At 64.4% G+C, this 18738-nt stretch carries 19 protein-coding genes; 10 read left to right on the forward strand and 9 right to left on the reverse strand.

All coding sequences use genetic code 11. The features are described 5' to 3' along the window. Positions 1 to 65: 65 nt before the first annotated feature. The 3 genes from X741_RS154130 to gshB form a co-directional block, all read right to left on the reverse strand. Positions 66 to 1598, reverse strand: a complete 1533-nt coding sequence (locus X741_RS154130; protein ID WP_023765350.1) for a YifB family Mg chelatase-like AAA ATPase — start codon at positions 1596 to 1598, stop codon at positions 66 to 68. A gap of 190 nt (positions 1599 to 1788) precedes the next feature. Continuing rightward, positions 1789 to 2853: a hypothetical protein gene (locus tag X741_RS0134525; RefSeq protein WP_156937876.1), complete on the reverse strand. Its 1065-nt coding sequence runs from the start codon at positions 2851 to 2853 to the stop codon at positions 1789 to 1791. 64 nt (positions 2854 to 2917) lie between these two features. Further along, positions 2918 to 3871, reverse strand: a complete 954-nt coding sequence (gene gshB / locus X741_RS154125; RefSeq protein WP_023777720.1) for a glutathione synthase — start codon at positions 3869 to 3871, stop codon at positions 2918 to 2920. A gap of 247 nt (positions 3872 to 4118) precedes the next feature. Between gshB and X741_RS154120 the strand changes: the two genes are divergently transcribed. Continuing rightward, positions 4119 to 5363, forward strand: a complete 1245-nt coding sequence (locus X741_RS154120) for a glycosyltransferase family 2 protein (protein WP_023777721.1) — start codon at positions 4119 to 4121, stop codon at positions 5361 to 5363. Further along, positions 5360 to 5767, forward strand: a complete 408-nt coding sequence (locus tag X741_RS154115) for a GtrA family protein (protein ID WP_023777722.1) — start codon at positions 5360 to 5362, stop codon at positions 5765 to 5767. The genes X741_RS154120 and X741_RS154115 overlap by 4 nt, the downstream gene beginning before the upstream one ends. Positions 5768 to 5789: 22 nt before the next feature. Here X741_RS154115 and X741_RS154110 read toward each other — a convergent pair whose 3' ends face one another. Beyond that, a complete protein-coding gene (locus tag X741_RS154110) occupies positions 5790 to 6407 on the reverse strand; it encodes a class I SAM-dependent methyltransferase (RefSeq protein ID WP_023777723.1) in 618 nt (205 codons plus the stop codon). A gap of 171 nt (positions 6408 to 6578) precedes the next feature. On the opposite strand from X741_RS154110, the gene X741_RS154105 reads away from it, so the two are divergent. From X741_RS154105 to X741_RS154075, 7 genes are all read left to right on the forward strand, one after another. Continuing rightward, positions 6579 to 8396 (forward strand): hypothetical protein, encoded by a 1818-nt coding sequence (locus X741_RS154105; RefSeq protein ID WP_023777724.1) that lies wholly within the window; start codon positions 6579 to 6581, stop codon positions 8394 to 8396. Positions 8397 to 8585: 189 nt separating this feature from the next. Continuing rightward, on the forward strand, positions 8586 to 9935 hold the full coding sequence (locus X741_RS154100) for an EAL domain-containing protein (RefSeq protein WP_023777725.1): 1350 nt from the start codon (positions 8586 to 8588) through the stop codon (positions 9933 to 9935). Between the two features lie 154 nt (positions 9936 to 10089). Next, positions 10090 to 10857 (forward strand): SDR family oxidoreductase, encoded by a 768-nt coding sequence (locus tag X741_RS154095; RefSeq protein ID WP_023777726.1) that lies wholly within the window; start codon positions 10090 to 10092, stop codon positions 10855 to 10857. Further along, positions 10854 to 11840, forward strand: a complete 987-nt coding sequence (locus tag X741_RS154090; protein WP_023777727.1) for a 2-dehydro-3-deoxygalactonokinase — start codon at positions 10854 to 10856, stop codon at positions 11838 to 11840. Before X741_RS154095 ends, X741_RS154090 begins: the two co-directional genes overlap by 4 nt. After that, positions 11837 to 12475: a 2-dehydro-3-deoxy-6-phosphogalactonate aldolase gene (locus X741_RS154085; protein WP_023765359.1), complete on the forward strand. Its 639-nt coding sequence runs from the start codon at positions 11837 to 11839 to the stop codon at positions 12473 to 12475. The genes X741_RS154090 and X741_RS154085 overlap by 4 nt, the downstream gene beginning before the upstream one ends. Next, positions 12475 to 13356, forward strand: coding sequence for an SMP-30/gluconolactonase/LRE family protein (locus X741_RS154080; RefSeq protein ID WP_023777728.1), 882 nt, complete (start codon positions 12475 to 12477; stop codon positions 13354 to 13356). Before X741_RS154085 ends, X741_RS154080 begins: the two co-directional genes overlap by 1 nt. Before the next feature lie 129 nt (positions 13357 to 13485). After that, positions 13486 to 14544, forward strand: a complete 1059-nt coding sequence (locus X741_RS154075) for a hypothetical protein (RefSeq protein WP_023777729.1) — start codon at positions 13486 to 13488, stop codon at positions 14542 to 14544. Between the two features lie 363 nt (positions 14545 to 14907). Here the strand turns inward: X741_RS154075 and X741_RS154070 are convergent, their stop codons facing one another. Beyond that, positions 14908 to 15468, reverse strand: coding sequence for an autotransporter (locus X741_RS154070; protein WP_023777730.1), 561 nt, complete (start codon positions 15466 to 15468; stop codon positions 14908 to 14910). Between the two features lie 82 nt (positions 15469 to 15550). Here X741_RS154070 and X741_RS154065 point away from each other — a divergent pair, with 82 nt between their 5' ends. Continuing rightward, positions 15551 to 16297 (forward strand): GntR family transcriptional regulator, encoded by a 747-nt coding sequence (locus X741_RS154065; RefSeq protein WP_023777731.1) that lies wholly within the window; start codon positions 15551 to 15553, stop codon positions 16295 to 16297. A 26-nt stretch (positions 16298 to 16323) separates the two neighbouring features. Here X741_RS154065 and X741_RS154060 read toward each other — a convergent pair whose 3' ends face one another. The 4 genes from X741_RS154060 to pmtA form a co-directional block, all read right to left on the reverse strand. Continuing rightward, complete coding sequence (locus X741_RS154060; protein WP_013891978.1) at positions 16324 to 16611, reverse strand: DUF1330 domain-containing protein; 288 nt, start codon at positions 16609 to 16611, stop codon at positions 16324 to 16326. Between the two features lie 24 nt (positions 16612 to 16635). Next, positions 16636 to 17349 (reverse strand): orotidine-5'-phosphate decarboxylase, encoded by a 714-nt coding sequence (gene pyrF, locus X741_RS154055; RefSeq protein ID WP_023765364.1) that lies wholly within the window; start codon positions 17347 to 17349, stop codon positions 16636 to 16638. 8 nt (positions 17350 to 17357) lie between these two features. Then, the gene (locus X741_RS154050) at positions 17358 to 17954 is read right to left on the reverse strand and encodes an NADPH-dependent FMN reductase (RefSeq protein WP_023777732.1); all 597 of its coding nucleotides are present in this window, start codon (positions 17952 to 17954) and stop codon (positions 17358 to 17360) included. Between the two features lie 80 nt (positions 17955 to 18034). Beyond that, the gene (gene pmtA / locus X741_RS154045) at positions 18035 to 18637 is read right to left on the reverse strand and encodes a phospholipid N-methyltransferase PmtA (RefSeq protein ID WP_013891975.1); all 603 of its coding nucleotides are present in this window, start codon (positions 18635 to 18637) and stop codon (positions 18035 to 18037) included. Between the last annotated feature and the right edge of the window lie 101 nt (positions 18638 to 18738).

Below are 18738 nucleotides of genomic sequence, written 5' to 3' on the forward strand. Positions count from 1 at the left end.
ATTCCCAAGGGAAAGCGCTATGCGCTTTTCCCGGAAAATCGTTTCACGCTTTTCCTGGAATTGCTCTACGCCGCCTGCGCCATCCGCTCCGAACTCATGCGATAGGAAATCGCTTCGGCCAGATGGATGCGGCCGACGGTTTCGCTGGCGTCGAGGTCGGCGAGCGTGCGCGCGACCTTCAGCACCCGGTGATAGGCACGCGCCGAAAAGGCGAGTTTTTCGCTGGCGTCCTTGAGCAATGACAGGCCGGCGGCGTCGGGCATGGCGATCTCCTCGATCATCGCCGGCGCGCAATGCGCGTTGGTGGTGGCGCGGGTGGCGCCGAGCCGTTCGAAGCGTTCGCGCTGGATGGTGCGGGCGCGGGCAACGCGCAGTGCGACCGCCGCGCTTTTCTCCGCCCGGTCGGGCCGGATCAGGTCGCTCGCCGAGACCGCCGGCACTTCGATCCTGAGATCGATGCGGTCGAGCAGCGGGCCCGAAATGCGCGCCTGGTAGTCGGTGCGGCAGCGTTCGCCGCGCAGGCAGCGATAGCCCGGCTCGCCGGCCATGCCGCAACGGCACGGGTTCATCGCCGCCACCAGCTGGATGCGCGCCGGATAGGTGACGCGGTGGTTGGCGCGCGCGATCATGCAGTCGCCGGTCTCCAGCGGTTGGCGCAGCGCATCGAGCGTCTGCGGCGTGAACTCCGGAAACTCGTCTAAGAACAGCACGCCGTGATGAGCGAGCGATACTTCGCCCGGCCGTGCGCGCATGCCACCGCCGACCATCGCCGCCATCGAGGCCGAATGATGCGGCGCGCGGAACGGCCGCCGGTCGGTCAGCTTGCCTTCGCCGAGTTCGCCCGCCACCGAGGCGATCATCGAGACTTCGAGCAACTCCTTCGGCGCCAGCGGCGGCAGGATCGACGGCAGTCGCTGCGCCAGCATAGATTTGCCCGATCCCGGCGGCCCGATCATCAAGAGATTGTGTCCGCCGGCCGCCGCCACCTCCAGCGCCCGCTTGGCGGTCTCCTGGCCCTTGATGTCGGCGAGGTCGGGCAGGTCCAGCGCCGAGGCGTGGATGCCGGCCTCCGGCCGCGACAGCACCTGCGTGCCGCGGAAATGGTTGGCGATGGCAATAAGGCTGCGCGGCGCCAGAATGTCGAATTCCCGCCCCGCCCAGGCGGCTTCCGGTCCGCAGGCGAACGGGCAGATCAGCCCCTTGCCCTCGGCATTGGCGCCGATCGCCGCCGGCAAGGCACCGGCAACGGCGGTGATCGTGCCATCGAGCGAGAGTTCGCCGAGCACGACATAGCCGGCCAGCATGTCTCCGGGAATGGCGCCAAGGGCGGCCATCAGGCCGAGCGCGATCGGCAGATCGTAGTGGCTGCCCTCTTTCGGCAGGTCGGCGGGTGCCAGGTTGATGGTCACCTTCTTCGACGGCATCGACAGGCCGGACGCATGCAGCGCCGCCTGCACCCGCTCGCGGCTTTCGGCCACAGCCTTGTCGGGCAGGCCGACGATGTGCATGTTGACCTTGCCAGGCGCGATCATCACCTGCACGTCGACCGGCACGGCCTCGATGCCCTGGAAAGCGACCGTGCGAACCCGCGCCACCATTTTTAAGCCCCCGGGCCGCAACCCCTGCGATTGACCAAGAATGACCCGTCGCGGAGACAATCACAATTCTTCGGTCAAATCAAGAACATTACGAGAACAAGCAAACGCTGCGGTTGCAGGCGGATCGTGCCCGGTTGCAAAAGCGGAACATGGTTAAGACAAAATGAAAACGGCCGCTTCCGCTTGCCGTCTAAGCGGTGATGAAAGCATCGACCGTACCTGAAAGGGATCGATCGATTGCGATCTGGGGTGGAAGCCACTCCATGACAGGATATCGGAAAGGCCAAGGCATGGAGACCCGGCGCAAAGAGCCGCTTTCCAGAAAAATCTCATTTACAAGGTCTATGAACCGCCCGCGGTCCCGTTCAACTCGTTTCAAAGTTTGCGAACGAATATAGGTCCGGGGAATTCGTCGCTCCTTTAGCGCCAAGACAGCCTCCGCGATGGATCGAGGATCGGGTGGAACCGTAAGCGAATAGTCGTCATCCAGATAAAGGTCTCGGCCACCATGGTTCGGCGTCGTGACCACAGGAAGCCCCGCGAGAAGATATTCCGTGCTGGCGAACATTGGCCCCTCCACTTCGGAGAGACAAATTCCCACGGCTGCACGGTTTAGATGCATGTTCACTTGAGCCGGCGCCAATCGGACAGGCTTGCCGGTGCTGTCGAACTGATTAACAAACAGGTGGCCCGGCGCGAGCTCCCTGTGCCGATTTATTCGTGCTCTTTCCGACTCCGCCGTGGATGACTCGATTGAATCGCGATAAAAGACAAATGCGCAACTCTGGATGCCAAGCGACAGGTCGTGGCGTTTCCACGAAGCCAGTTGCGCGTTGTAGATTGCATCAAATTCCACAGCGACGTCGTCGAGCGGCCTGAATATGTATTCGGAGGTGGTCGAGGTCTTGTTGTGCAGGAAAGCGGCCTCACCGGACTGGTTCAACAGATCCACCTCGGCTTGTGTGTTGCACAGGAAGATCAGCGAGTGACGGGGGTTCCTAAGCCTATGCAGAACGGCATAGGTCCGGATCGTTTTGACGCTGGAATTGTTTTCGATGGACCAGGTTGGGGAGATGAGAAACCAGGCGCGATGGCTGCGTGGAAGATGAGGCATATGACTTGCCAATCCGAGGGGCGTACCGGACATTCCCGAATAGGATATGAACGGATCGTCCGACAGCAAGCTTGCCTGAAGAGCAGGTTGCGCCTTCGCGGAAGGATGCCCTTTCCGGAGGTTGCGGCGATGGCGCAGCATAGTTCCGACAATCTCGAATCCGGTAGGAGGGCGGTACCCGTGCCGTAGAGCCAACATGCGGCGATTACGTGGCCGACTTCAGCCGCTTTCCCTCGACTGCATCCCAGAACAGGCTGGCGATATCGGCGCCGCCGAAGCGCTGGACTTCGCGCACGCCGGTCGGCGAGGTCACGTTGATCTCGGTCATGTAGTCGCCGATGACGTCGATGCCGACCAGAATGAAGCCGCGTTCTTTCAGCGAGGGCCCGATACGGGCGCAGATCTCGCGCTCGCGTTCGGTCAGTTCGGTCTTCTCGGCGCGGCCGCCGACATGCATGTTGGAGCGAGAATCGTGCTCGGCCGGCACCCGGTTGATGGCGCCGACCGGTTCGCCGTCGACCAGGATGATGCGCTTGTCGCCCTTGCGCACGTCCTTGAGATAGCGCTGCACGATGTAGGGCTCGCGGAACATCTGGCCGAACATTTCGAGCAGCGAAGCGAGGTTGCGGTCGCCCTCGAGCAGATGGAAGATGCCGGCGCCGCCATTGCCGTAGAGCGGCTTGATGATGATGTCGCCGAACTCCTTGCGGAAGGCGGCGACTTCGAGCGGATCCTTGGTGATCAGCGTCTCCGGCATCAGGTCGGAGAACTCGGTGACGAAGATCTTTTCCGGACTGTTGCGCACCCAGGCCGGGTCGTTGACGACCAGCGTCCCGGGATGGATGCGCTCCAGGATGTGCGTGGTGGTGATGTAGTTCATGTCGAAGGGCGGATCCTGGCGCAGCAGGATGACGTCCATCTCCGACAGGTCGGTGCGCACCTTCTCGCCCAGCGAATAATGGCTGCCCTTCTCGTCGCGCACCTGCATCGCCTCGATGCGGGCAAACACCTTGCCGTCGCGCATCGACAGCCGGTCGGGCGTGTAGTGGAAAAGCTGGTGGCCGCGCCGCTGCGCTTCCAGCGACAGCGCGAACGAGGTGTCGCCGGTGATCGACACGGTGGAGATGTGGTCCATCTGGACGGCGATTTTGAGCTTCATGGCAAGTCCCCAGCACAGTCGACGAGAGCGATATAAGCGTCCCGGCGCCTTCTGCCAATCGCCACACCCGGAAGATCGGCAACAGCAAGACGCAAACCCGCACGCCCGATCCCGACAAGGACCGCGACAGGGATCGCGACAAGGCAAGTGCCCGCGTCATCGTTTTCTTAAGCCTTCCCACACAAGAATAGGCCTCGAATACCCCAACGGCAGGCGCCGGACGGGGGCCCCCGATGGAACCACGACCATGAACGCGCTCACCGCCATCCGCGCCGCCTCGACCAAACAGCTTGAACTCACCATCCTGATGCCGTGCCTCAACGAGGCCGAGACATTGGCTGTCTGCATCGGCAAGGCCAGGGCCTTCCTCGACAAGGCCGGGATTCTGGGTGAGGTGCTTATCGCCGACAATGGCAGCACCGACGGCTCGCAGGAGATCGCTGCCCAAGGCGGCGCCCGCGTCGTCCCGGTGGCGCAAAAGGGCTATGGCGCCGCGCTTCTGGGGGGCATCGGCGCCGCCAGGGGCCGCTTCATCATCATGGGCGATGCCGACGACAGCTACGATTTCGGTGCGCTTGATGCCTTCATTGCGCGCTTGCGCGACGGCGCCGACCTGGTGATGGGCAATCGCTTCCAGGGCGGCATCGAAACCGGCGCCATGCCGCCGCTGCATCGTTATCTCGGCAATCCGGTGCTGAGCTTCGTCGGCCGCCTGTTTTTCCGCATCAGGACCGGTGACTTCCACTGCGGCCTGCGCGGTTTCAACGCCGACAGCATCCGCAAGCTCGACCTGCAGACGACGGGCATGGAATTCGCCAGCGAAATGGTGGTGCGCAGCGCGCTTGCCGGCCTGCGCATCGAGGAAGTGCCAACCACGCTCAAGCCTGACGGCCGCAGTCGGCCGCCGCACCTCAGGACCTGGCGTGACGGCTGGCGGCATCTCAAATTCCTGCTGGTCTACAACCCGCGCTGGATGTTCTTCATACCGGGCACGGTGCTCGCCAGCCTTGGCCTGTTATTTGCGGCCCTGCTGGTGTTCGGGCCGTTGCGGGTGATCGACAATCTTTCGCTCGACCTCAACACCTTCGTCGCCGCCTGCTTCATGATCATCACCGGCATCCAGCTCATCACCTTTGGCGCCATATCGCGATACTATGCCGAGATCACCGGCATCCTGCCGCGCAGCCGTGGCTCCGATTGGCTGACCAGGACCATCAGCACCGATCGTCTTGCCGCCAATGCCGGCATCTGCTTCGCCGGTGGCGTGCTGTTCGTCGGCTATGCCGTGCTGCGTTGGGCACATCTTGGCTTCGGCCCGCTGAACGATTCCGAAATCCCGCGCATCGTCGTGCTGGGCTTGAGCCTGATCGTCATTTCGTTCCAGGCCTTCTTTTCGGCATTCCTGCTCGGTGTCCTGGAGATCCCGGTCAAGCGGCTGAAAGCCGGCCAACCCACCGGATCAGGCGAATCCGTCGCGACTGCTGAAAAATGAACCAGCTCGTGCGAAAATTCGCCGCGGTACGGCTTATCCGGTTCGCCGTCGTCGGCATTGGCGCGGCGCTGCTGTTCTTCGTACTGTCGTGGGGCTTGGTGTCGGCCGGCTTGCCGCCGTTCGTCGGAAGCGTGATCGCCTATATGCTGGCCTTTGTCGTGGCCTATTCGGCACAGCGTGGCTGGACGTTCGAGGGACAGCACGACCATCGCCGTGCGTTGCCACGTTATCTCGTCAGCCAGTTGGCCTGCGCGGTGTTTGCGGGCCTGTTGGCCCATGTCGCGGTTTCGGTATTTTCCGCGTCGCCGCTGGTGATGTCTGCCGGCATCACGGTCGCTGCGGGCGCGGCGAGCTACGTGCTTTCATCAATTTGGGTTTTTCGCGACGACCAAGGAGCCGCGTGAAAGTGTTCGACCGGTCCGCGCGTTAGCGAAGCGACGCGACGAAGTGCAGACCCCTGTCGAACAGCAGGTTTGCCGGAAACGGATACAGCGACAGGTCTTCTCGCCAGCTTTGGGCTCTGAGTCCGATCCCCCCGAAAATCGCCTCCCATTCCTGCCTGGACAGGTAATTGTAGGGCAGCCTCACATCGTGGCCCTTGTTTCCCACCCAGTCCATGAACCGGAGCGAACCGTAGGCGAAGAGCCCGTCCCGCAGGTGATCCTTGATGACAACGCCCTTCCGGGCGACCCTTGCGGCTTCGGCGACGAGATGGCCGGGATTGTCCGTGTGGTGGAGAACGTCGACTATGGTCACCCAGTCGAACGATTTTGACGCGGCCGGAATCGTAACACCGTCGAAAACCTCTACGGGAATGGCCGTACGCGGCCGGACAAAGACATCGATCCCGCGAAACCTCAGCCCCGGTTTCCTGTCCATAACCGCCTTGGCGAGCGAGCCATCGCCGCAGCCGAGATCGAGAACGGTGCCGCTATCGCCCAGCACGGCGCCGATATGGTCGGAGAGGACCCGGACGCGGCGTTGAAACACCGCCCGGCCGTGGGCGGCATTCAGTATCTTTTTTTCGATCGCCACAACGCTCATGCCCAAGGTCCAGACCGAATTGCCCGTTCATTCCCTGGTCCGGGACCATATTTGCGAATAACAAACAAAGCGTTTCGCGACATCGGGTTGCCGGTGCAACACCGGTTTAAGGTTTGCGCAGTGAGTTCGCGATAGGTTTCCTTCGCCAAAGAGAGCGCCAGAGGCCGTCCCGTGACTCCCGCCGACACCATGATTTCCGTCAAGGCAGCGCAGCCTGCGTCACGGCGCAACGACCTCGCGGTTGCGGTCGTCGCCACGCTGGCGATGGTTGCCGTCAACGCTCTCGGCGGTTTCCCGGGCTTGACCGATGCCGGCGGCGACAATGACAGTCTGCTGCGTCTGGTCGAGGTTCGCGATATGCTGGCCGGCCAGGGCTGGTTCGACCTGCATCAGTACCGGATGGGCGTTGAAGGCGGCTTCGTCATGCACTGGTCGCGGCTGGTCGACGCCCCGCTCGCCGCCATCATCTTCGTGGCCTCGGCGCTGACCGGCAGCATGGCCGTGGCCGAAACCATCGCGGAGGTGCTCTGGCCGGCGCTGCTCTTCTGCCTGGCTCTGCTCTTTACCATCCGCGCGGTGCGCAGTTTTGCCGGCGCGGGCGCCGTGCTGCCGGCTGTCGTCATCGGTGCCGCGGCGCTGCATTTCATCGGCATCTTTTCGCCCGGCGCGCTCGATCATCACAACGTCCAGCTGACGCTGACCATGGCCAGCTTGAGCCTGCTGCTCGAGGCGCCCGTGCGGCGATGGGCCGCCCTGCTTGCCGGCTTATGCGCGGCGCTGACGCTGGCGGTCGGCATGGAAACGGCGCCCTATGTCGCCACCATCGGCGTCTGCGTCTCTCTGCTGTTTGTCGCCGACCCCAGCGGCGAGCGGCGGATCGCCAAGGATTTCGGCCTCGGCTTTGCCGGCGTTTCGGCGCTGGTCTTCCTCACAACCATCGCCCCATCAGTTTGGGGCCAGCCGCAATGCGATGCCTTTTCGACCGTGCAGTTCGTGGTGGCCGCTCTCGCCGGATGCGGCCTCGCCGCCGCGGCCTCTCTCGACATGGCCAACTCCACGCTCGGCCGGCGCCTGATGGCGCTCGGTCTGCTTGCGCTCACGTTGGCGGCTGTCATGTTGTGCTTTTTCCCGCAATGCCTGGCTGCACCCTATGCCGAGATCGACCCGCGCCTGAGCCAAATTTGGCTCGGCCATATCGAGGAGGCGCAATCGATCATCCAGCTTGTCTTGGATGATCCGGCCATGGCCGTGGCACGGTTTGCCACGCCGCTGGTGGCGATCGTGCTGATGGCGCTTCACTTCAGCCATGGCGGCTGGCGGCGGCAGGACAGCCTCGTCGGCGCGCTGCTGGTTGTGGCGGTCCTGGTCAGTGCCTGGGAGGTGCGCGGCTCGACCTTCTCCATTGCCCTGGCGGTGATCCCGCTTTGTGCCTGGATCGCCAAGTGGCGGCAACGGGCCGAAGCCAGCCCGTCGCGCAACTCCGTGCTCAGGATGGCCGCGGCCTGGCTGATCTCGGTCAACGCGGTCTGGTCGGGCGCGGCCGGGGCGGCATCGAGCGCCTTCGAAACCAATGCGGCCGTCAAGGACGCCAGCGCCGATGCGCCCTGCCATGGCAAGGCGTCGTTCGCCGCGCTCGGCCGCATGCCGGGGACCACGGTTCTCAGTATCTCCAATCTCGGCTCGCCGATCCTTGCCTTCACCGGCCATCGCGCGCTCGCCAGCCTCTATCACCGCAACGTCGCCGGCAACGTGCTCGCATTGGACGCCTTGCTGGGCTCGGCCAGCGACGCGAAAGTCGTCGTCGACAACCACCATGTCGGCCTTGTCGCGCTCTGCCGCGGCAATCCGGAGAGCCGGCTGTTCGCGTCCACCGCGCCGGACGGCTTTCTCGCCGGGCTGATGCGCGGCAGCGTGCCGGATTGGCTGGAGCCGGTGGCGGAGACCCGTGGCGCCCCGCTGGAGCTCTATCGCGTCCGTCCCACCGATTGAGCCGGTTGAAAATCGGCGTGAAGAACTGGTTGAAATCGGCGTGAAGAAAAGGCCTTTTCAAGCGCCACGGACACCTTCGCGGAGGCAATGCATTTTAGCCGCGAAAAATCGATTTTCGGGATACGTTTCCTAAAGAGTTTCCTGCCAGTCTCGAACATAAATTCCGACGTCAAGAAAACAGGGACACCGATGCAAACTCCGTTTGGCACCGGTCAGGCAAACAGGGAGAGCACGGATCTGGCATTCACAGATCCGTTGACCGGGCTTGGCAACCATCGCCGCTTCTTCGACAAGGTCGATCGCCTGATCAGCGATCGTGCCGACGATCCCGCACCCTTCACTGTAGGCATCCTCGACCTTGACGGCTTCAAGCCGATCAACGATTTGTTCGGCCACAAGGCCGGTGACGACATCCTGATCCAGGTCGCGATGCGGCTGCGCGCCTCGATGGACGACCACTCGACGGTCTGCCGCATCGGTGCCGACGAATTCGCCTTCCTCTATCCGCTGGTGTTCTCAGAGGAAGCAGCGGCCGAGAAATCCCGCATGCTGATCGAGATCCTGTCGGCGCCCTACGATGTCGGCGAACGCACCGCCAGGCTGTCGGCCTCGGTCGGCTGCTCGCTGTTCTATTCGGGCGACGAGACCACCGAGATTCTGATCAACAAGGCCGAAACGGCGCTCTACCACGCCAAGCGGTCCGGCCGTGGCCGGGTCGTCGTCTACACCCGCGAGATGGAAGAGGCGGCCAAGCGCGTCACCCGCATCGAGCAGGCGCTGCGCCGTGCCGTCTCGGCCGGCGAGGTGGAGCCGCATTTCCAGCCCATCGTCGACCTCACCACGCGCCGCACCATCGGCTTCGAGACACTGGCGCGCTGGACCGACCGCGACCTCGGCGCGGTGCCGCCGACCGTCTTCATTCCCATCGCCGAGGAGCGCGGCATCATCGGCCCGCTGTCGCAGCTGGTGCTGCGCAAGGCGACCGAGGCAGCCCGCAGCTGGCCGAAGGACCTGTTCCTGTCGTTCAACCTGTCGCCTTCGCAGCTCGTCGACCAGAACACCGGCCTGCACATATTGGCGATCCTCGACCGCACCGGCTTCGATCCGCATCGGCTGGAGATCGAGATCACCGAGACCGGCCTGATGAACGACCCGGCTTCGGCCGCGCAGATCGTCGAGGACCTGCGCCGCGTCGGCATCCGCGTCTCGCTCGACGATTTCGGCACCGGCCAGTCCTCGCTCGGGCGTCTGCGCGAATTCCATTTCGACAAGCTCAAGATCGACCGCGCCTTCGTCTCCTCCATTCTCGATGACCGGCCGTCCGAGCACATCATCCGCGCCATTCTCGCCATGTGCGAGGGGCTTGGCATGGATGTGGTCGCCGAAGGCATTGAAGAGGAGGCGCAAGCCGATCGCCTGGTGCAGTTCGGCTGTGCCGGCGGGCAGGGCTATCTGTTCGGCAAGCCGGTCGATGCCGATGCCACGCTCGGCTATCTCCGCGATTCCTTTCGCGGCGCCTTGCGCGCCAAGGCGATCTGACCGGCGCTAGCGGCATTCCCCACCATGCGACGATGCCGCTTCGCGGTTCCGTCGCCTTTTTGTCTGACATAAGCCCTTGAATCCGCCTTTTCGCCCTTGCCCACGCGACGTCTCTGGCTAGGATGCGCGCCGATTGAGCGCGGAGAGAAAAGACATGATGCCATCGGCGGATTTTGCCGACCTCAAGGGCGCCTCGGTGCTGATCACCGGCGGCGGCTCCGGGATCGGCGCGGCACTGACCGAGGGTTTCGTGCGCCAGGGCGCCAACGTCGCCTTCATCGACATCGCCGATGAGCCCAGCATCGCGCTTGCCGATCGCATCGAGAGGGATTTCGGACGGCGGCCTCTCTATCTCAGGACCGACCTGCGCGATGTCGAGGCGCTGCGGGCCTCGGCTGCGAAGGCCACCGACGCGCATGGCGATGTCACCGTGCTCATCAACAATGCCGCGTGGGATGAACGCCACGCCGTCGAAGACGTGACGGTCGAGTTCTGGGACAACAACCAGGCAATCAATCTCAGGCCGCATTTCTTCACCGCGCAGGCCGTGGCGCCGGGCATGAAGCGGGCCGGCGGCGGCTCGATCATCAACTTCACCTCGACATCCTATCTGATCAACCATCCCGACATGCCGGCCTACACCGCCGCCAAGGCGGGCATCCTCGGTCTCACCAAGGGCCTGGCCGGCAAGCTCGGGCCCGACCGCATCCGCGTCAACGCCGTCGCGCCCGGCTGGGTCATCACCGAGCGGCAGCAGCAACGCTGGGTGACCGAAGAGGCGCTTGCCGCCCATGTCGCCAAACAGTGCATCAAGGAGGTCATGCGGCCGGACGACATGGTTGGCACCGTGCTGTTCCTGGCCTCGGATGCCTCGCGCATGCTGACCGCGCAAATGCTGATCGTCGATGGAGGTTTCCTGTGAGCCCAGGGTTTGTCGGCAACGCGCCGGCGGTGGCCGCCGTCGACTGGGGCACGACCCGCATGCGGGTCTGGCTGGTCGACGGCAGCGGCAAGGTGCTTGCCGAACGCCGCGGGGACGACGGCCTGATCACGGCGCGCGAAAAGGGTTTTTCGAACGTGCTGGAAGGCCACTTGGCCGCCATGGGCGCGCCTGAAGCGTTGCCTGTTATCATCTGCGGCATGGCCGGCTCTCGTCAGGGCTGGATTGAAGCGGCTTACGTGCCCGTGCCGGCACCGATCGGCGCGATCCTGCGCGGCGCCGCCCGCATCGAAGGCGAGCGCCGCGACATCCGCATCGTTCCCGGCCTTGCCCAGCGCCTGCCCGACGCGCCGGATGTCATGCGCGGCGAGGAAACACAGCTTGCCGGCGCCGGCCTGCCGGCCAGGGGCAGTGAGCTGGTCTGCATGCCCGGCACGCACTCGAAATGGGTGCAGGTCGAGGATGGCGCCGTCGCCGGATTCGGCACTTGGCCGACCGGTGAGCTGTTCTCGGTGCTTGCTGCGCACTCGATCCTGCGCCATTCGCTGGGCGAGCATCCGGCTCCGGTGGCGGTGGACAGTCCGTTCTTCCGGCAATGGTGCGAACGGGCGCTTGGCGAGGGCGGCGATGTCACTTCGAAACTGTTTGCCATCCGCGCCGCCGGGCTCCTGCAGGACCTGAAGTCGGAGGATGCCGCGGCCTGCCTGTCCGGCCTGCTGATCGGCGGCGAAATCGCTTCGGCCAGGCGCCGTCATGGCGCCGGGGCAGCATCCCGCCGTCATGGCGCCGGGGCAGCATCCGTCGTGCTGATTGCCTCGGGCGCGCTTGCCGTGCTCTACCAGGCAGCACTTGGCCTTGCCGGGCTTGAGGTGCGCGCCGTCGACGCCGACGAAGCCGTGCGCGCCGGCCTCATCGAAGCCGCGCGCGAAAACGGCATGATCGCCAGAACCGGAGCCTTGGCATGACCGAGACCGCAGCCTTTCCAAAACTCAAGCGCGGGCTGGTCGCCATCCTGCGCGGCCTGAAACCGGCTGAAGCCATCGCCATGGGCCAGGCCCTGTTCGACGCCGGCATCGAGGCGATCGAGGTGCCGCTCAACTCGCCGCAGCCATTCTCGTCGATCGCCAGGATTGTCCAGGTGCTGCCGAAAACGGCTCTGGTCGGCGCCGGCACGGTGCTGACGCCGGCCGATGTCGACGGGCTGCACAAGGCCGGCGGGCGGCTGCTGGTCAGCCCCAACATCGATGCCGAGGTGATGGCGCGCGCGATGCATTACGGCATGGTCACCATGCCCGGCGTCTTCACGCCCACCGAGGCCTTCCAGGCGATCCGGCTGGGGGCTTCGGCGTTGAAATTCTTCCCGGCGAGCGTGCTGGGGGCCTCAGGCATTTCCGCGATCCGGGCGGTGCTGCCGGCGCAGACGCTGGTCGGCGCCGTCGGCGGCGTTTCGGAAAAGGACTTTGCCGGCTACAAGGCTGTCGGCGTGACGGTCTTCGGCCTCGGCTCCAGCCTGTTCAAGCCGGGCATGAGCGTCGACGAGGTGGCGGTGCGTGCGCACGCCGCGGTCGCGGCCTGGGACGCAGTGTTCGGAGACGCATGATGAGCGAAGCGATCGTTTCGGTTTTTTCCGATCACGTCTGCCAGCTCGGCGAAGGCCCGAGCTACGATCCTGCCACCGACACGCTGTTCTGGTTCGACATCCTCAATGGCCAATTGCTGGAAAAGCATCTGTCCGGCGGCGCGACCATCGTCCACCAGCTTGGCCAGATGGCCAGCGCCATCGCCATCATCGACGACAAGCACCAGCTGATCGCCACCGAAACCGGCCTTCATGTCCGCGACGTCGCGACCGGCAAGCTGACGCTGCACACGCCCGTCGAGGCCGACAATCCAGTCACCCGCTCGAACGATTCGCGCGTCCATCCCTGCGGCGCCTTGTGGATGGGCACGATGGGCAAGGGCGAGGAAAAGGGTGCCGGCTCCATCTACTGGTTTTTCAAGGGCGAGCTGCGCCGCCTGTTCTCGGACATCACCGTCACCAATTCGATCTGTTTTTCGCAAGATGGCGCGCTCGCCTATTACACCGACACCTCGACCGGGCTGCTGATGCGGGTCGCCTGCGATCCGGCCACCGGCCTGCCTGCCGGCGAGCCGAAGATCTTCGTCGATCACCGCTCGGCCAAGGGCTATATCGACGGTTCGGTGCTCGACCGCGACGGCATCCTGTGGAACGCCTGCTGGGGCGGCAGCGTCGTCGAGGCTTATGGTCCCGACGGCAAGCTTGTCCGCACGGTCGCCATGCCGGTGAACCAGCCCTCCTGCCCGGCCTTCGTCGGCAAGAACGCCGACCGGCTCGCGGTCACCTCCGCCTGGTCGGGCAAGAGCGAGAAGCAGCGGCTGCTGGACCTGCAGGGCGGCATGACCTTCCTGCTCGATATTCCCGTCAACGGCCGTTTCGAGCCGCGCGTTCTGATCGCCTGAGCAAGGCCCGGCGATCGGGCGTTTGATTTCTACTATCACCCAGGCGTCCGGCCCGGGTCGGTTTCGCGAAAGCCGTTTGCGACTGAAGTGCGATGGTGGGCGATCCTACCGCCGGGAAGCGTCCGTCCTATGTCTAGCACCAAGCCCAGGCTGATCCTTGTCCACGAGCCGGAAAAGGCCTGCTTCGACCGCCTCGTCGCCGATGGCCATGCGAGCGAGCGCGCCGCCGAAATCGCTTCCTACCTGGCGCAGTCGACGGACCTTGGCCAGGAATTCGATGCGCTGGACGAGGCCTGCCGGGTGCGCGGCCTGTCCTTCACGCCGGTGGTGCTCGACGATGCCGCGCATGTGCTTGCCGGCGAGGATCCCGCCACGACGCTGGTCTGGACGCTGACCGACGGCATCGCCTATTTCCGTGGGGGCGCCGCCCCCGCTTTGGCGAGGCTGGGCGGGTTCAAGACGATCGGTGCCGACGATGCCCTGTTCGCGCTCTGCCAGGACAAGTTCCGCTCCGGCGCCGTGCTTGGCGCGTTGGGCCTGCCGGTGCCGCAGGCCGGTCTTGCGCGCAATGGCCAATGGCTGGTCGAGCCGCCGGCTTCCGCCGCCGGCTGGTTCGTCAAGCCCAACCGGCTCGGCGCCAAGATCGGCATCTGGCCGGATTCGCGCAGCAGCGATCTCGGCCACGCGCTGGAGCTTAGTCGGCGTGTTTTCGCCGCCTATCGCGACGATGTCGTGGTCCAGCCCTATGTCGCCGGCCGCAACGTGCGCGCCTCCTTCCTTGGGCTGACGCCGGAAGCTGGCGTCGAGGCGCTGGGCATCGCCTTTGTCGATTCAGGCGCCGATTTCCAGACCATGGCCGACAGCCTGGCGCTCTATGGCGAAACCGGCGCGGCGGCGAAGGCGGCGGGGCTCTATGCCGAACCGGAACTCGTTGCCGTTGCCGACGTCCAGCCGGCGGCCGACGCCGGGATCCGTGCGATCGCCGGGCGGCTGATGAGCGGGCTCGGCCTGCGCGACGTGTTTTCCGTCGACCTGCGGGTCGAGGCCGACGACACGCTCCACCTGATCGAATTCGAGGTCTGCCCCGGCCTGCCCTGCTTCGATTTCCGCGCCTATTGCCGGTCGCAATGGGGCCTGGGTCTTGCCGATGCCATGGCCGAAGCCGCTGCCAGCCGGCTGGCCAGTTAGTGTCTCGGCGCATGAGTTTGACGATCGCTTGGATTGACAGATCTCATGCATTGGCGATTGGCAGAAACATCCATCGCTTCGTCATCCACGGGCGGAGCAAAGAGCGAAGCGACGCAGTGCAGACCGAGGATCCATGCCGCGACTTCAAGGCGACACTGCGGTGCAGAATTCTGCTCCGTAGCGCTCACGACTATGGTCCCGGCCTGGATCCCAGGGTCTCCGCGACGGAGCTTTGCTCCTGCTTCGCCCAGGGATGACGAAGTTTAGAGGCTTCGGCCAATATCGAATGTCAGTGATTACACCGCTGAAAAGACCGATGAAAGTCTTGCCGCCGACAGGCCTCTCCTGTGCGGCGCTGGTGGTTTACTCGGGCTCGACCGTCGATTGCCCGATGGGTCGCGCGCCGGCCATGTAGCGGATGTTGTCGAACGGCTCCGGCCGCTTGTCGGCCAGGCTCCACAGCTGCCGGCTGGTGCCCGGCAGATCGCCCAGATAGACGTGCAGGGCTCCGGAGCGGGTGCTGCCTGTATTGGCGACCGAGTGAATGGTGCTGGAAGACATGTGCACCAGCGCCGGCGCTGAAAAGTCCTGCCGCTCGGGCTCATCGACCCGGTCGCCGGCGAGCGGGTAGATGAAGTTGGTCTCGCCACCCCAATAGATGCCGACCAGCGCATCCATCAAATGGTTGTGCGGCGGATACTGCACGCCGGGCGAAAGCGTGATGTGGTAGATCGTCAGCCTGGGGCTCGCGTGCAGCAACAGCTCGTCATCGTCCTCTTCGTGAACGAGCCGGCCGAGTGCGTGGAAGCGCTTGGTGTAGTCGCCGAGCACGGCCTTGACCTGACCGAAGGGATCGGCACCTGCCGCCGCGTTGACGATATCGCTGATGGCGGGGTAGAGAGGAGAGTCGGCGGATAGAGGCATTCTACAGCTCCTGTCTGAGATGCTCAGAAACAATAGCTAAGATGGCCAATTCGAGTCAATGCCGACGCGACGCGAGAAAAGCATGAAGTCGACCAAAGCCAAGCCACCTAAATCGATCGCACCGCCAAGCGGGACAACCGCGCCGTCGACGGCGGATTTGCTGCGCAGCGAGCAGGCCTACGAGCAGTTGAAGAGCGACATCGTCGCTTGCGTCCTGTCGCCCGGCGAAGCGCTGACCGAGAAACAGATCGAGGCCCGCTACGGGATCAAGAAGGCGACGATCCGTTCCGCACTCGCCCGCCTCATGCAGGAAGGTCTGGTCAGGAGCGAGCCGCGCCGGGGCTACGTCATCACCACTCTGACCTTGCGCGACGTCAACGAGATCTTCGACGTCCGAGGCCTCGTCGAACCGGAAGTGTTCAGGGTCGCCACCATGGGGATCACCGGGCGGGGGCTGGACGAGATCCGGCTGGCGGCGAGAAAGGTGCTGAAGCCCGAGACGCTGCGCAGCCCGGTTGCCTTCCTCGCCGCCGACCGCGCCTTTCGCCTGGCGATCGCCGAACTGTCCGGCAATTTGCGGCTGGCGCTGCTGCTCAGCCAAATCCTCGACCAGTCGGAACGAGCGCTCCATCTCGGCTTCAAGTCGCGCGATTTCATGCCGCTGATCATCGAACAGCAGAAGCAGTTGCTGCAGGCTTGCGAGAAGAGCGACGTCCCCGGCATCGTCAAGCTTGCCCGTTCGCACTGCCTTGCCCTCAAGCACCAGCTGATCGGGGCCTTGCTCGGCGGGCCAAAGCTACGGGAAGCGAACCTGCAGGACTTCGTCTGAACGTCAGCTTCTGCTTCGCGACGCCCTCAGGCCCCTTCGACCAGCACGATCTCGCCGTCGGCGACCTTCTGGCGGATGGCGACCGCGCGCTGGTATTCCGGCGAGTGATAACAGTCGTGTGCGGCCGCCAGCGATTCGAACTCTATGATGACGTTGCGAGCGCGGCCCGGCCCTTCGGCAAGCTCATGCGCCCCGCCACGCGCCAGGAATTTCGCCCCGAACCGCTCGAAGGCGGGTTTGGCGGCGGCGACATAGTCCTTGTAGCCTTCGGCGTCACGCACATCGACGCGGGCGATCCAATATCCCTTGGGCATTCGTCTACTCCCTGCTTCTTGTGTCTACGCCGAGCGCATCTCTTCCAGAATGGCTTCCGCCGCCGCCCGCCTGTCGTTTGCCGCGACGATTGGCCTGCCGACGACGAGATGGCTGGAGCCATTGCGGATCGCCTGCGCCGGCGTCACGACGCGCTTCTGATCGCCATGCTCGCTGCCCGCCGGCCGTATTCCCGGCGTCACCACCGCCATGTTGGGCCCGACGATGCGGCGCACCGCTTCAGCCTCTTCGGCCGAGCAGACGACGCCGCCCATGCCGGCATGCAGCGCCTGTTCGGCGCGCCTGAGCACCAATGTGTGCGGGTCGTATTCATAGCCGGCGTCGATCACGTCCTGCTCGTCCATCGAGGTCAGCACGCTGACGGCGAGCAGGCAAAGGTCACTGCCGCGTGCCGCTTCCACTGCCGCCTGCATCGCCTTGGGATAGGCGTGGATGGTCAGCATGGTCATGCCCATCTTGACGATGTTCTCGACACCCTTGGCCACCGTGTGGTCGATGTCGAGCAGCTTCATGTCGAGGAAGACTTTTGCCCCGCCGCTGGCCAGCTCCCTGGCGAAGTCGAGCCCGCCGGCGAAGGCCAGTTGATAGCCGATCTTGTAGAAGGAGACGACGCCGTCCAGCTCACGCACCGCCTGTTCGGCTTCCCTCACCGTCGGCACGTCGAGGCCGACGATCAGTCTTTCCTGAATAGACTTGGGCTGCATGGTCTGAGCCGGCATGGATACGGTCACGCCTCGATCCGGGTGGACAGCAGGCGCGAGGTTTCGATCAGCGTGCGGCATAGATGCTCCATCGATGTGTGCAGTCTTTCGTCACGGAAATGGCCGTCCTCGCCGAAGGCGTCGCCGCCCTCCGGCACCGAGCATTCCGGCGTCACCACCTCCATCTGGCAGCGCACCAATACGGCGCGCAGATGGTTGATGCAGCGGATGCCGGCAAAATGACCGTTGGAGGACGAGCATAGGCCGACAACCTTGCCGGCAAGCGGCCTGACCGGCCGGTTATGGTCCCTGCGTACGCGGCTCACCCAGTCGATCGTGTTCTTGAGCAGCGGCGGGATGGAGCCGTTATATTCCGGCGTGGCGATCAGGAGCCCGTCATGCGCGATGATCAGGCGGCCGAGTTTGACGGCATTTTCGGGAACGCCCTTTTCCTTCTCCAGATCTTCGTCGAGGATCGGCAGGGGATAGTCGCCGAGCGAGATGCGCGTCACTTCGGCGCCCTGCACCGCAAGTTCCTTCTGAGCCACGTCGGCGGTCCTGCCGCTATAGGCGCCGCCGCGCACCGAGCCGGCGAAGACGAGGATTTTCGGGATCACGGCCATTGCTTCGCAAAGGGGGTAGGCAGTGAGGAATAGGCAGTAGGAGATGAGCAATTCCTGACTATTCCCTACTGCCTATTCCCCTATCCTTCCCTTCGGTAAATCCACAGCTGCGTCGGCGGGATGTTGCGGAAGATGAAATCGAAATGCTTGACCGTGTAGTCGCCGCGCCCGGCCGGGATCGGCGACATCGGGCCGTAGGTCAGCTGCACGATCGGGCGGCCCGCCGGGATGCGGTCGAGCAGGCTTTCGATATAGGCGATGCGCTGGGCGACCGGGAAGTTGAGCAACGGCACGCCCGAAACGACGGAATCGAAGATCATCCCGCTCCTCTCGCCAAGCGTGGCGTTGAGGTTGAAGGCGTCACCCTCGATGACGTTGACCCCGGGATAGAGCTGGCGCAAATGGCGCACGAAATCGGTGGAATATTCGACCGCGTAGAGGTTTTCGGGCCGCACGCCCTGGGCGAGGATGGCGCGGGTGATGACGCCGGTGCCTGGGCCGACTTCGAGCACCGGCAGGCCGGACTTGGGATTGACGATCGAGGCCATCTTGCGGGCGGTGATCGAACTGGTCGGAACGATCGAGCCGACTGTCTTCGGCTTGTCGATCCAGCCCTTGAAGAATTTGAGCTCGTCGTCGAACTTTTCGGCCAGCGCCTTCCGCAGTCCGGGACCACGTGTCATGCAAGCTCTCCTCAGCGCTTCCCCCGCAAGCTACTTAACACCTGAGCGGCGCAAGGCAAGGCGCCGCAACACGCATGGCGTGGATAAGATAGCTTTTGTCG

Source organism: Mesorhizobium sp. LNHC221B00, assembly GCF_000502935.1.
Classification (GTDB): Bacteria; Pseudomonadota; Alphaproteobacteria; order Rhizobiales; family Rhizobiaceae; genus Mesorhizobium; species Mesorhizobium opportunistum.